Raw genomic sequence first — 12,688 nt, forward strand, 5'->3', positions numbered from 1 at the left:
TGTACAAAACAATATAGTGATGAGAACTTTTGCAATTGGCGATATTCACGGAGGTTTAAAAGCCTTACTTCAAGTACTAAACAAAATTGAAATTAAAGACGATGATACACTTATTTTTATGGGCGATTATGTAGATGGCTGGAGCGAATCTGCACAAGTCATCGCCTTTTTAATAGATTTATCAAAAAAAATAGATTGTGTTTTTATAAAAGGAAACCATGATGTTTGGTGCCAAAACTGGCTAAAAGATAGCAATGATGTAAATCCTTCATGGTTTATGCATGGAGGCAAAGAAACTATAGAAAGTTATGCAGATTTTTCTAATGATGATAAAAAGCAACACCTAAACTTCTTTGATTCTATGCAAATGTATTATTTAGATGATGAAAACCGACTGTTTTTACATGCAGGTTTTACTTCGATGCATGGCGTTGAAAAAGAAACCTATTCGCATAAATTTTGCACAGATAGAACACTCTGGGAAATGGCTCTGGTAATGGACTCAAAAATTGACTTGAATCACAACACATATCCAAAAAGATTAAAACACTACAAAGAAATTTATATAGGTCATACCCCCACAACAAATTATGGAGAAGTGGAACCAATGAATAGAATGAATGTTTGGAATGTAGATACTGGAGCCGCTTTTAAAGGAAAAGTAACAGCAATGAATATTGATACCAAGGCTTTTTTTCAAAGTGATATCTTACCTAAATTATATCCGAATGAAAAAGGTAGAAACAAATAAATTCTTATAATTATTTAGCAATACATAAATAAAAATTTATACTTAATATAAGTAAGACTAATTAAAAACAGAAGGTTTCTATTTTTTTTTGATGTACATTTAACACGGGTTAATACTAGTGTTGGGGGACGCTTTATAACCATCTAAACTGCCTCTTGGGGCAGTTTTTTTTATTTAAAACTCACAAGATAAAAGCATCCCTAAATGCATACAAACTAAAAATTTGTAAATTCGTTGTATGAGTTTAAAAGACAAATTACTTGCCAACAGAATTTACCTAATTCTTGCAGCCCTTTTTATAGCTTCTTTGGTAACTTCTAACTTAATATTTCAAAAATTTTTTTATTGGTATCCTTTTGATATCGAAATTTTTGATACAAAATTATTTGAAGTTTCTGTGGGCTTACTCCCCTATCCCATTACATTTTTAATTACAGATATTTTATCAGAAATTTACGGAAAACGCAAAGCAAATGAGGTTGTTATTGCTGGTATATTTGCCTCCTTTTTTTCTTTATTAATCATTTACGCTTCTAAAGAAGTGCCAGCAACACCATGGTCTCCAATTAACAACGGTATTTTTACAAATGTTTTTGGCGCAGCTCCTTTAGCGGTTTTAGCTTCTATGTTAGCATATTTATTTGCTCAATTTATAGACATTAAAATTTATCATTTTTGGAAACAGCTCACAAAAGGAAAGCACCTATGGTTGCGAAATAATTTTTCTACATTTTCTTCTCAAATTGTAGACACCCTAACTGTTTTAGTTTTATTGTGTTCATTCAAAATTATAGATTGGAACAATTTTTTAGGTCTTTTTATAAGTGGTGTGCTATTTAAAGTGATGATAGCAGCTTTAGATACACCCTTGCTATATTTAGCAGTTTACGCTTTTAGAAAGCGATTTAAGTTAAAGGTGAATGAAGAAATTTTAGATTGATAATATTTTTTTGTAATCTGTGAAATAATTTCTCGTCTAAAAAATTAGAAATAAACAAAAATGAAAAAACCAATTGCATTCGTTATCGTAATTTTTACGTTCATCCAAGTAAATGCACAGTCATCAATATTCAACAAATTATTACAAACTCACGTTTCTGATAATGGAATTGTAGACTACAAATCTTTTAAAGCAGATGAATTAAAATTAGATAGTTATCTTTCTTATTTAGAAAAAACTACACCAAAAAATTCTTGGTCAATCAACAAACAAAAAGCATTTTGGATTAACGCGTATAACGCCTATACAATCAAATTAATTTTAGAGCATTATCCTTTAAAATCTATTATGGATATTAAAAAAGATGGCAAAACAGCTTGGAAAATTCCTTTTGCTAAAGTAGGGGGTAAAACCTATACGTTAGATTTTATAGAGCATCAAATTTTACGTAAAAAAATCTTCGATCCTAAAATTCATGTGGGTGTAAATTGTGCTTCGGGTTCTTGTCCTAAATTAGGAAATAAGGCATTTACAGAAGAAAATGTAGAAACAGAATTAACACAATTAATGAAAGATTTTGTAAATGATGTTTCTAGAAATAAATTATCAAAAAAGAAAATTCAAATATCATCTATTTTCGATTGGTTTAAAGAAGATTTTACCAAAAACGGATCGTTAATCGATTATTTAAATCAATATTCTGAGGTAGAAATTAAAGCCAATGCTAAGATTAATTATTTAACATACAATTGGGCTTTAAACGAAAAATAGACTTGCTATTTTTGCGGATAAGTTTTTGAAACAATTTGTATCTTTAATCCTTTTTAAAAAATATTATATGTCAAAATCATATTATGATGCAGCCGATTTAAGAAAATTCGGTAAAATAACAGAATGGAGTGTAGAACTTGGTAACAAGTTTTTCGATTATTATGGAAAAGTTTTTGAAGAAGGAGCACTTTCTGCTCGCGAAAAATCTTTAATTGCTTTGGCTGTAGCGCACACAGAACAATGCCCATATTGTATAGATGCATATACAAAAGATGGTTTGCAAAGAGGTATCACCAAAGAAGAAATGATGGAAGCCATTCACGTGGGTGCAGCCATAAAAAGTGGTGCAACTTTGGTGCATGGCGTACAAATGATGAACAAGGTGAATAAGTTGGAGATGTAAGCAGAGAACCAATTTTTGCAAAAAAACAAAAATTGTGTGAATCGCTTATCCTGAGTTTACGAAGGATCTTATTAAATAAATTTTTAATTACGAATTATGAGTTGAAAAACTCAATTCGTAATTCATAATTCTACATTCGTAATTAAATGAAGAAATCTTTAAAAGCAAGAAATAACGACATTGCAAACACTTCTCGTCAATTAGAAATTCTTTCAAACGGAATTTTTGCTGATGGAGAATTGCCCACATTTGCCACTAAAATAAAAGAAACCAATCAGTTTCCATTACGTCCTAAAAAATTAGAAATTCTTCAAATTAATTTGGGCTATATGTGCAATCAAGTTTGCGAGCATTGCCATGTAGATGCAGGTCCAGACAGAAAAGAAATTATGACTATTGAAACCATGCAGCAATGTTTGGATGTAATTAAAAATACGGGTGCACATACGTTAGATTTAACTGGTGGCGCTCCAGAAATGAATCCTAATTTTAGATGGTTTGTAGAAGAAGCTTCAAAAGCAGGAATTAAAGATTTTATTGTACGTTCTAATTTAACCATTATTAGAGCCAATAAAAAATATTACGATTTACCAGAGTTTTTTAAAAAACACAACGTTCATGTCGTTTCTTCTATGCCTCATTGGACACGTGGAAAAACCGACAAACAAAGAGGTGATGGAGTTTTTGATAAATCAATTAAAGCCTTACAAGAACTAAATGCGGTTGGTTATGGAATGCCAAATTCTGATTTAAAATTAGATTTGGTGTATAATCCTTCAGGAGCCTTTTTACCTGGAGATCAAATGGGCTTGGAACGTGATTTTAAAAAAGCGCTAAAGGCGGATTTTAATATCAATTTTAATAGTTTGTTTGCCATCACAAATTTACCTATCAGTCGTTTTTTAGATTATTTAATTGCATCAGAAAATTACGAAGATTATATGTTTGCTTTGGTTGATGCTTACAATCCAGCTGCAGTAGAAAATGTAATGTGTACAAATACCCTTTCTGTAAGTTGGGATGGATGGTTGTACGATTGTGACTTTAATCAAATGTTAAATTTAAAAGTCAACGCTAAAGTAAAACATATTGCCGAGTATAATGAAGAATTGTTGCAAAACAGAAATATCATTATCAATCAACATTGTTATGGTTGCACAGCAGGTGCAGGTAGTAGCTGCCAAGGAACTGTAGCCTAACAATCTCTTGCAAGGTATTTCCGAAGAATGAGGATTCCTTGTCAGTTTTAAATAAAATATACCTTAAAGGTTTATGAAACCTTGCAGGATAGTAAAAAAACAAACAATAAATGAGTTATTTAGAAACTACAAAAGATGTATACAAAGAGGCAGCCTTAACACCAGATGTTGGGTTGTGCTGTACTACAAATCCTATTTGGGAATTACCAGGTCTTAAGATTCCTAGAATAATGCAAGAAATGAATTACGGTTGTGGTTCTACTGTGCATGCGCGCGATTTAACCAACAATCCTAAAATGTTGTATGTGGGTGTTGGTGGTGGAATGGAGTTGTTACAATTCGCCTACTTTAACAGAAATAAAGGTGGAGTTATCGGACTAGATGTTGTTGATGAAATGTTAGAGGCTTCTCGAAAAAACTTTACAATTGCAGAAGAACAAAACGAGTGGTTTAAAAGTGAGTTTGTAGATTTACGCAAAGGCGATGCTATGGATTTACCTGTTGAAGACAATTCCATAGATGTTGCTGCTCAAAATTGTTTGTTCAACATTTTTAAGTCAGACGATTTAAAGAAAGCCATTGCAGAAATGTACAGAGTGTTAAAACCTCATGGTAAATTGGTAATGAGCGACCCAACTTGCGAGCAAGAAATGAATGATGAATTGCGTAATGACGAACGATTGCGTGCTTTGTGTTTAAGCGGTAGTTTGTCAATAGCAGATTATGTAAAAGCCCTTACAGATGCTGGTTTTGGAACTATAGAAATCAGAGCAAGAAAACCATATAGAATCTTAGACCCTAAGAACTATCCAACAGACGAATTGATTTATATAGAGTCTATAGAAGTTGCTGCCATAAAAGACCCAATGCCAGCAGACGGCCCTTGTATTTTTACAGGAAAAGCTGCTATTTATTTTGGTGATGAAGATTATTTTGATGACAATGCTGGTCATGTTTTACTTAAAAATCAACCCTTAGCCATTTGCGATAAAACTGCAGGAGCTTTAGCTGCTTTGGGTAGAGACGATATTTTTATTTCAGAAAGTACCTATCATTATGATGGTGGTGGATGTTGCTAGATTAGTTATTAGTTTGTCATTTTGAGCGTAATGAAATGGAGTCGAAAAATCTCATCTAATATTTAAGATTTCTCTACAAGATTGAAATGACACTTTGAAATATTTAAAAATGAAAAAAATACTCATCCTTTTTTTAATAATCAGCTCAGCAACTTTTGGACAAAAAAAGTTAGACAAACTACTCCATAAATGGAACAAAAGAAACGTTCCATATATGTCTGTGGAAACCTTAGCTTTACCAAAAACCAACGCTATTTTATTAGATGCTAGAGAAGAAAAAGAATACCAAGTTAGCCACCTTAAAGATGCTATTTACGTGGGCTATGATAATTTTAATCTAAAAAAAATAATAAACAAATTACCCAAAGATAAAAATGCAAAAATAGTAGTCTATTGCTCATTAGGAATCCGTTCAGAAACTGTTGCTTACAAACTCATAAAAGCGGGTTACACCAACGTCTATAATTTATATGGAGGTATTTTTGAATGGAAAAACGCCAATTTTAAAGTAATAGACACCTTAGGTAAACCCACTGAAAACATACACACCTTTAATAAGGAATGGAGTAAATGGCTAAAAAAAGGAAAGAAAGTGTATTAGTTGTTTGTCGAAAATTATAAATCAAATGTCATTTCGACTTTATGGAGAAATCTCATTTTAGTCAAAAGGTTGCCAAATCACAACTAATTTTGAAATGACAAAAATTATGAAGAAGAAAAACCTCCTATTAATATTTACCAGAAACCCAGAATTAGGGAAAGCAAAAACACGTTTAGCAAAAACTGTTGGCGATGAAACTGCTCTAGAAATCTATAAATTTTTATTACAAAAAACCAGAGATATTTCCTTAAAAGTAAATGCAGATAAAGCCGTTTATTATTCTGTAAAAATCAGAAAAAATGATATTTGGGATAATAACAGCTATCAAAAACACCAACAAAAAGGAGATGATTTAGGCATACGAATGCACAATGCTTTTAAAAACGGATTTGAGGCTGGCTATGAAAAAATCATTATTATTGGTAGCGATTTGTATGATTTAACATCAACAAATATCGACAATGCATTCCATCAATTAGATAAAAATGATGTTGTTATTGGGCCTGCTTTAGATGGTGGTTATTATTTATTGGGGATGAAAAAAATGCATCCACAAGTATTTTTAAATAAAAATTGGGGAACAGAAACCGTTAGAAAAGATACTTTAGCCAATTTACAAGACAAAAAAGTATTTTTGTTAAAAGAATTAAATGATGTAGATCTTTTTGAAGATATAGAACATCACCCTGCATTTCAACATTTTTTAAATTAAAAAGCATGACCAAACAAAATCAATTAAAAGAAACCATCCTTTTTTTAACTCAAAAAGGGGTAGCTAATCCAGAAATAGGGATTGTTTTAGGCACAGGATTAGGCAAATTAGTTGATGAAATTTCTATAGAAATAGAAGTTGCATATAAAGATATTCCTAATTTTCCTATGGCAACTGTAGAGTTTCATTCAGGTAAATTAATTTATGGTGAGTTGTCTGGGAAAAAAGTAATTGTTATGGCTGGTCGTTTTCATTTATACGAAGGATATACACCTTGGGAAGTTACTTACGGAATTAGAACAATGCACGGTTTAGGAATCAAAAATCTGTTAATTTCTAATGCAGCAGGAGCCATTAATTTATCTTACAAAAAAGGCGATTTAATGTTGATAGAAGATCATATAAACTTACAAGGTCAATCTCCATTAGGATTTAAAGGCGCAAATACTTTTGGTAATATTTTTGCTGATATGTTAATGCCTTATGATGATAAAATCAACACTAAAATTAAAACAATAGCCAAAGAACAAAATATAGTTTTGCATAATGGAGTCTATGCAAGTGTTTTAGGTCCTCAATTAGAAACTAGAGCAGAATATAGAATGTTGCAAATTTTAGAAACGGATGCTGTGGGTATGAGTACAGTGCCAGAAGTAATTGTTGCCAAACAACTGAATGTACCATGTGCAGCAATTTCGGTATTAACAGACGAATGCGATCCGAAAAACTTACAACCTGTAGATATTGCAGAAATCATTGCTGTTGCTGGTGAAGCTGAACCAAAAATGATAGCTTTGTTTAAGGGAGTTATTCAGGTTTTATAATAAATTAGACCCTTCAGGTTTTCAAAACCTGAAGGGTCTGTAAATAAGGTTTATGAAAATTGAAAAAGTAGAATCAGATTACTATTACCATATTTATAATAGAGGTAATAATGCTGATAATATCTTTTTTGATGAAGATAATTACAGCTATTTCTTAAGTTTGGTTAAAAAACATCTCTTACCAATTTCAGATATTTATGCGTTTTGTCTTCTTAAAAATCATTTTCATATTCTTTTAAAAATTCATCACAATTGCGAAAACCCTTCTCGTTATTTTTCAAATTTATTTAATGCCTATACCAAAGCAATGAATAAAAAATACGGAAGAACAGGAAGCTTATTTGAAAAACCTTTTAAAAGAATCAAAATTACAGATGAAAATTATTTAAAGACTCTTATTCTTTATATCCATCTTAACCAAGAACATCATCAAATTTCTAGTGACTTTAGTAAGTATAAACATTCATCATATAAATTAATCATATCTCAAAAAAAGACAAATATTAAAAGAGATGAAGTACTAGCGTTATTTGATGGAGTTAAAAATTTTGTAGAAACTCATTTCGATAGAAAAATATTGGTTAATGAAAGGAATAAACAATTATTATTAGAATGATCCAATATAAGATCCTTCAGGTTTTAAAAACCTGAAAGATCTATATAATATAAAATAAGAAAGACAAATTTAAAAGACTTATTCTAAAGCAAACAGGCGCATCAACTTTACAATAAAAAGTAGTCTTTCAGTCACTTACGAGTAGTTTTAGCTAAAATTGTTGAGGTTATAGAAATCTGAAGAATATAATTTTCAAAAAGTATTATTTTTAGGATGAACCAATATAAGACCCTTCAGGTTTTAAAAACCTGAAGGGTCTGCATTATATTAAATATAATTGACTATTTTACATTACTTATTCTAAAGCAAACAGGCGAAACTTTTTTACAAGAAAAGAAAGTAATTCAAACACTTAGCAGTAGTTGTAGTTAAATTATTAAGGTTTAGAAATCTGAAGAATATAATTTTCAAAAAGTATTATTTTTAGAATGAATTAGATTAAGACCCTTCATGTTTTTAAAACCTGAAGGGTCTGCATTATATTAAATATAATTGACTATTTTATAGACTTATCGTAAAGCAACAGGCGTAGTTTCTTAACAAGAAAAAGAATTCTTTCAGTCACTTAGGAGTAGTTGTAGTTAAACTGTTCAGGTTTAGAAATCTGCAGAATTTACTTTCAAAAGTATTACATTTAGCATCAATTATGTTAAGACCCTCAGGTTTTTAAAACCTGAAGGGTATGCATTATATAAAATATAAATGACTATTTTATAGACTTATTGTAAAGTAAACAGGTGTAATTTCATTACAATAAAAAGAATTCTTTCAGTCACTTAGGGTCAGTTGTAGTTAAATTGTTAAGGTTATAGAAATCTGCAGAATTTACTTTCAAAAATCATTACTTTTAGCATGAATAAGACCTTTCAGGTTTTCAAAACCTGAAGGGACTGTATAAAATAAAATATGAACAACCATTTTAAATCCATCATCCTACAAAATACAGGAGCATCATCCTTACAAGAAAAAGAAGTGATCCAATCACTTTGGAGCGGTTATGGAAAGATAATTCGAGTAGCATTACAGGGAAGTCCTCTAAAAAGTGTGGTTGTAAAAAATGTACAACTGCCTAAACAGACGAATCATCCAAGAGGCTGGAATTCGGATATTGGTCATCAAAGAAAACTAAAATCCTACAAAGTAGAAACCTATTGGTACAAAAACTACAGCAACCAAAGTAAGGCGCGTTTGCCCAAATGTTTGGCAATTGGACAAGAAAATGACGAGGTTTTAATGGTTTTAGAAGACTTAGATGAAGCAGGTTTTTCATTAAGAAAACAAAACCTAAGTTGGTTAGAAATTGAAGGGTGTTTGCAGTGGTTGGCTAATTTTCACGCCAGTTATTTGGGTAAAGATTCCAAAGGTATTTGGGAGGTTGGTACGTATTGGCATTTAGCCACAAGACCACAAGAATTAGCAGTTTTAGAAGATATTCCATTGAAAAAAGCGGCGATTGCAATTGATGATAAATTGAATAATTGTAACTTTAAAACTTTTGTACATGGAGATGCTAAATTAGCAAACTTCTGTTTTGCTAAAGATGGAAAAGTTGCTGGTGTCGATTTTCAATATGTAGGTGGTGGTTGTGGCATGAAAGATGTGGCTTATTTTATTGGCAGTTGTTTAGATGAAGAAGATTGTGAGCAACTGGAGTCTAAAATTTTAGACACCTATTTTACCCATTTTCACAAAGCTTTGGGTGATAAAAATGAAGCATTAGAAAACGAATGGAGAGCATTATATCACGTAGCTTGGGCAGATTTTCATCGTTTTTTAAAAGGATGGAGTCCTGGGCATTGGAAGATTAACAGTTATAGTGAACGGATTACAAAACAAGTCATTAAAAATTTATAAAATGGATTTACAAAAACTTACAGATATTGCCATAGAAGCAGCTTTAGCCGCTGGAAAAGTCATTCAAAAATACATGAATGATGACGTTACTATTTTAGAAAAAAAAGTAGGAGATTCTCTGGCCTCTCAAGTACTTACAGAAGTCGATTTAAAAAGTGAAGCAACTGTGTTGTCTTATCTTTTGCCTACTTGTAAAACTTACGATCTGGGATTGCTAACAGAAGAGCAAGAAGATGATAATAGTCGCTTTGCAAAAGAATTTTTCTGGTGTATAGATCCCATAGATGGTACATTGGCTTTTATAAAAAAGCAAGCTGGTTTTTCGGTGTCAATTGCATTGATTTCCAAAGAAGGAATACCACAAATCGGAGTTGTTTTTGATCCTACAACAAACAATTTATATCACGCCATAAAAGACAAAGGTGCTTTTAAAAATGGAAAACCTTGGCAATTTAATGAACCAAATAATTATTTGACCTATACTATCGAAAAAAACTTATCAGATTTACCCGAAAAAGAGGAGTTTATAGCAGTTTTAAATCGAGAAAAAGAGAAGCTAAAACTGAACGAATTGAAGGAACATTTTGGTTCGGGTTCTGTTTTAAATGCGATAAAAGTTGCAGAAAATAGACCTGCCATAATGTTTAAATTTCCTAAAACAGAAAAGGGTGGAGGTTGTATTTGGGACTACGCTTCCACAGTCTGTATTTTTAATGAACTCGGTTTAAAAGCTCGGGACTTTTATGGAAACCCACTAGACTTGAATAGCTCAAAAACTCCGCATATGAATGAGAAAGGGATATTATTTACTTCTTAACGTGAATTATATTTATTTTTTCAGATACACAAGCTTATATTTCTGAATATTAACTAATTGTTGTTTTTTAAGATTGTCGAAAACAAAGTCTATTTGTTTGAAAATAGCTTTTATAAATCGTAAAGTTAATATTTCTCCATTTTACTGGAAATAATTAGTTATAAATCCTTATAAAATCAAATAAACTACTAAATAGTGATTTCTAAATCGAGTCAAATCCATAGAAAAAACCTGTTATCTACAAAAAAAATAGCATCATTAAAATTTATTCTTCAAACTCCACTGTACTTTGTCTATTTCTATTTATGTGTAATTTGGTTACATCTGGTCTAGAATAATGACCAACAGGATCAAAATTTTGACGCTCTTCTAAAACACGATTAAAATCTAATGTTTCTATAATTAAACCCTCTTTGTTTATGATTGGCTCAATAATCCATTCTCCATCAGGACCAGCAATACAAGAACCGCCATTTGCTAAAATATCTGGTGCATTTTTTACAATTTTATCACAATGAGGTACATCTTCTGGAAAATCTACTTTTTGCATTAAAGCCGAAACCGAAATTACAAAAGAACGAGATTCTCTTGCTATAAAACGTGTAATATCTTTAGTATTATGATCTGATCCTGGCCAAACTGCAATATGCAAATCTTCGCCTAAACCATACAAAGCTGTTCTTGGTAAAGGCATCCAATTCTCCCAACAATTTAGCCCGCCAACTGTAAATTCTTTTAGAGGATGAACTTGCAAACCATTTCCATCTCCAGGGGCCCAAGTTAAACGTTCATCATAAGTGGGTTGTAATTTTCTGTGTACAGATTGTATTTTTCCTTCTTGGTTTATATACACTAAACTTGCATAAATACTATGACTTCCTCTATTTTGTGCACGTTCTATAATCCCTAAATAAATCGCAATTTTGTTTTCTTTTGCCAATTTGCAAATAGAATCGAGTTCGCCTTTTTCTATAGTTATTGAATTACGGACATAATGTGCGTGAATTTCTTTATTGATTTTTGAATTCCACTCAGCACCACCTGTTAATGCCAACCAAAAAGGATAACCTGGTAATAATGCTTCACCAAAAACAATTAGCTCACAACTTTTATTAGCTGCATCTTCAATTGATTTCTCGATTTTTTGAATGGTCTTTTCTTTGTTTAACCAAACTGGAGAAATTTGTGCTAAGGCTACTTTTAGTAGGTTGTCCATTATAGTTTAAAAAATTAAAGAATAACAAAGCTTCAAAGTTAACTATTGCTATATTCAGATATTATTACAATTATACATCAATATTTACAACTAATCCTTCATTAGCTCTTACGTTGAAAACGGTATCATCTTCAAAAATTAGATACTGACCTTTAATACCCATTAATTTTCCTGTGTAATTTAGTGTTTTAATCAAATTTAAACTTTTAGGTTTCTCTGGATATTTAGTTACAGGAAAGTTTAAATTGGTTTCTTCATTATGCGCTATAAAAAACGCTTTTGCTTCATCAGGAATGTATTGTTTTAGTTTCTCTCTCCATTCAACCAAGTTTTCGTCCTCAATATCATTCTTAAGCATTTTTCGCCAATTGGTTTTATCTGCAACGTGTTCTTTTAAAGCTACTTCTGTAATACCTGCTAAATATCTATTAGGTACTTCTACAATTTCTATAGCTTCGTGTGCGCCTTGATCTATCCATCTTGTAGGTACTTGTTGCTTTCTAGTAACCCCAACTTTTACATTACTAGAATTTGCTAAATACACAATATGTGGTTGTAATTGCACTTGTTTTTCATAAGCTAAATCTCGATCTTCAATATCTAAATGTGCCTTACTTAACTCAGGACGCATTATCCAATCACCAGCATTTGGCATATCAAAAAAACAAGATTTACAAAAACCTTGTCGATAAACTTTCTTCTCTAATCCACAACTCAAACACTCATAGCTTACAAAACTGATGGAAATTTCTTTATTTAACAACTGATTCATATTTAAGAAATCAGTTTTCATATCTAAATAATACTGAATTTCTTCTAAGTTTTCAGTTTTCATTTTTTTTAAAACCCCTTGATATTGCATAACAAATTTTAGTATTTTTAGCTGTTCACAAAATTACGTAAAA

At 31.2% G+C, this 12,688-nt stretch carries 14 protein-coding genes; 12 read left to right on the forward strand and 2 right to left on the reverse strand.

Going from position 1 to position 12,688, the window contains the following annotated elements; genetic code table 11:
* Positions 1 to 19: 19 nt before the first annotated feature.
* The 12 genes from ACW9UN_RS05815 to ACW9UN_RS05870 all read left to right on the forward strand — a co-directional run bounded on the left by ACW9UN_RS05815 (position 20) and on the right by ACW9UN_RS05870 (position 10,567).
* Positions 20 to 751 carry a metallophosphoesterase family protein gene (locus tag ACW9UN_RS05815; protein WP_459484759.1) on the forward strand — a complete coding sequence of 244 codons (732 nt, stop codon included), beginning with the start codon at positions 20 to 22 and terminating at the stop codon, positions 749 to 751.
* A 238-nt stretch (positions 752 to 989) separates the two neighbouring features.
* On the forward strand, positions 990 to 1,691 hold the full coding sequence (locus ACW9UN_RS05820; protein WP_459484760.1) for a queuosine precursor transporter: 702 nt from the start codon (positions 990 to 992) through the stop codon (positions 1,689 to 1,691).
* Positions 1,692 to 1,751: 60 nt separating this feature from the next.
* Positions 1,752 to 2,462 carry a DUF547 domain-containing protein gene (locus ACW9UN_RS05825; protein ID WP_459484761.1) on the forward strand — a complete coding sequence of 237 codons (711 nt, stop codon included), beginning with the start codon at positions 1,752 to 1,754 and terminating at the stop codon, positions 2,460 to 2,462.
* Positions 2,463 to 2,529: 67 nt separating this feature from the next.
* Positions 2,530 to 2,865 carry an arsenosugar biosynthesis-associated peroxidase-like protein gene (locus ACW9UN_RS05830; RefSeq protein WP_459484764.1) on the forward strand — a complete coding sequence of 112 codons (336 nt, stop codon included), beginning with the start codon at positions 2,530 to 2,532 and terminating at the stop codon, positions 2,863 to 2,865.
* Between the two features lie 146 nt (positions 2,866 to 3,011).
* A complete protein-coding gene (gene arsS / locus ACW9UN_RS05835; protein ID WP_459484766.1) occupies positions 3,012 to 4,064 on the forward strand; it encodes an arsenosugar biosynthesis radical SAM (seleno)protein ArsS in 1,053 nt (350 codons plus the stop codon).
* Positions 4,065 to 4,174: 110 nt separating this feature from the next.
* Positions 4,175 to 5,143 carry an arsenosugar biosynthesis arsenite methyltransferase ArsM gene (gene arsM / locus ACW9UN_RS05840; protein ID WP_459484767.1) on the forward strand — a complete coding sequence of 323 codons (969 nt, stop codon included), beginning with the start codon at positions 4,175 to 4,177 and terminating at the stop codon, positions 5,141 to 5,143.
* Between the two features lie 109 nt (positions 5,144 to 5,252).
* Complete coding sequence (locus ACW9UN_RS05845) at positions 5,253 to 5,744, forward strand: rhodanese-like domain-containing protein (RefSeq protein WP_459484768.1); 492 nt, start codon at positions 5,253 to 5,255, stop codon at positions 5,742 to 5,744.
* Between the two features lie 106 nt (positions 5,745 to 5,850).
* On the forward strand, positions 5,851 to 6,456 hold the full coding sequence (locus ACW9UN_RS05850) for a TIGR04282 family arsenosugar biosynthesis glycosyltransferase (RefSeq protein ID WP_459484770.1): 606 nt from the start codon (positions 5,851 to 5,853) through the stop codon (positions 6,454 to 6,456).
* Positions 6,457 to 6,461: 5 nt separating this feature from the next.
* Entirely contained in the window at positions 6,462 to 7,280 is an 819-nt protein-coding gene (locus ACW9UN_RS05855; RefSeq protein ID WP_459484772.1) for a purine-nucleoside phosphorylase, read from the forward strand.
* A gap of 52 nt (positions 7,281 to 7,332) precedes the next feature.
* On the forward strand, positions 7,333 to 7,896 hold the full coding sequence (locus ACW9UN_RS05860) for a transposase (protein ID WP_459484774.1): 564 nt from the start codon (positions 7,333 to 7,335) through the stop codon (positions 7,894 to 7,896).
* A gap of 906 nt (positions 7,897 to 8,802) precedes the next feature.
* A complete protein-coding gene (locus ACW9UN_RS05865) occupies positions 8,803 to 9,750 on the forward strand; it encodes an oxidoreductase family protein (protein WP_459484775.1) in 948 nt (315 codons plus the stop codon).
* 1 nt (position 9,751) lies between these two features.
* Positions 9,752 to 10,567, forward strand: a complete 816-nt coding sequence (locus ACW9UN_RS05870) for a 3'(2'),5'-bisphosphate nucleotidase CysQ family protein (RefSeq protein ID WP_459484777.1) — start codon at positions 9,752 to 9,754, stop codon at positions 10,565 to 10,567.
* A 265-nt stretch (positions 10,568 to 10,832) separates the two neighbouring features.
* Here ACW9UN_RS05870 and ACW9UN_RS05875 read toward each other — a convergent pair whose 3' ends face one another.
* Both ACW9UN_RS05875 and ACW9UN_RS05880 read right to left on the reverse strand, forming a co-directional pair.
* Positions 10,833 to 11,783, reverse strand: coding sequence for a carbon-nitrogen hydrolase family protein (locus tag ACW9UN_RS05875; RefSeq protein WP_459484779.1), 951 nt, complete (start codon positions 11,781 to 11,783; stop codon positions 10,833 to 10,835).
* Between the two features lie 70 nt (positions 11,784 to 11,853).
* Positions 11,854 to 12,645, reverse strand: coding sequence for a DUF2797 domain-containing protein (locus ACW9UN_RS05880; protein WP_459484781.1), 792 nt, complete (start codon positions 12,643 to 12,645; stop codon positions 11,854 to 11,856).
* Positions 12,646 to 12,688 lie beyond the last annotated feature (43 nt).

It is taken from the genome of Polaribacter litoreus (assembly GCF_054584775.1).

Coding starts and splice junctions, on each gene's coding strand:
- ACW9UN_RS05815 (WP_459484759.1), top strand. CDS start 20: ATGAGAACTTTTGCAATTGGCGATATTCACGGAGGTTTAAAAGCCTTA.
- ACW9UN_RS05820 (WP_459484760.1), top strand. CDS start 990: ATGAGTTTAAAAGACAAATTACTTGCCAACAGAATTTACCTAATTCTT.
- ACW9UN_RS05825 (WP_459484761.1), top strand. CDS start 1,752: ATGAAAAAACCAATTGCATTCGTTATCGTAATTTTTACGTTCATCCAA.
- ACW9UN_RS05830 (WP_459484764.1), top strand. CDS start 2,530: ATGTCAAAATCATATTATGATGCAGCCGATTTAAGAAAATTCGGTAAA.
- arsS (WP_459484766.1), top strand. CDS start 3,012: ATGAAGAAATCTTTAAAAGCAAGAAATAACGACATTGCAAACACTTCT.
- arsM (WP_459484767.1), top strand. CDS start 4,175: ATGAGTTATTTAGAAACTACAAAAGATGTATACAAAGAGGCAGCCTTA.
- ACW9UN_RS05845 (WP_459484768.1), top strand. CDS start 5,253: ATGAAAAAAATACTCATCCTTTTTTTAATAATCAGCTCAGCAACTTTT.
- ACW9UN_RS05850 (WP_459484770.1), top strand. CDS start 5,851: ATGAAGAAGAAAAACCTCCTATTAATATTTACCAGAAACCCAGAATTA.
- ACW9UN_RS05855 (WP_459484772.1), top strand. CDS start 6,462: ATGACCAAACAAAATCAATTAAAAGAAACCATCCTTTTTTTAACTCAA.
- ACW9UN_RS05860 (WP_459484774.1), top strand. CDS start 7,333: ATGAAAATTGAAAAAGTAGAATCAGATTACTATTACCATATTTATAAT.
- ACW9UN_RS05865 (WP_459484775.1), top strand. CDS start 8,803: ATGAACAACCATTTTAAATCCATCATCCTACAAAATACAGGAGCATCA.
- ACW9UN_RS05870 (WP_459484777.1), top strand. CDS start 9,752: ATGGATTTACAAAAACTTACAGATATTGCCATAGAAGCAGCTTTAGCC.
- ACW9UN_RS05875 (WP_459484779.1), bottom strand. CDS start 11,783: ATGGACAACCTACTAAAAGTAGCCTTAGCACAAATTTCTCCAGTTTGG.
- ACW9UN_RS05880 (WP_459484781.1), bottom strand. CDS start 12,645: ATGCAATATCAAGGGGTTTTAAAAAAAATGAAAACTGAAAACTTAGAA.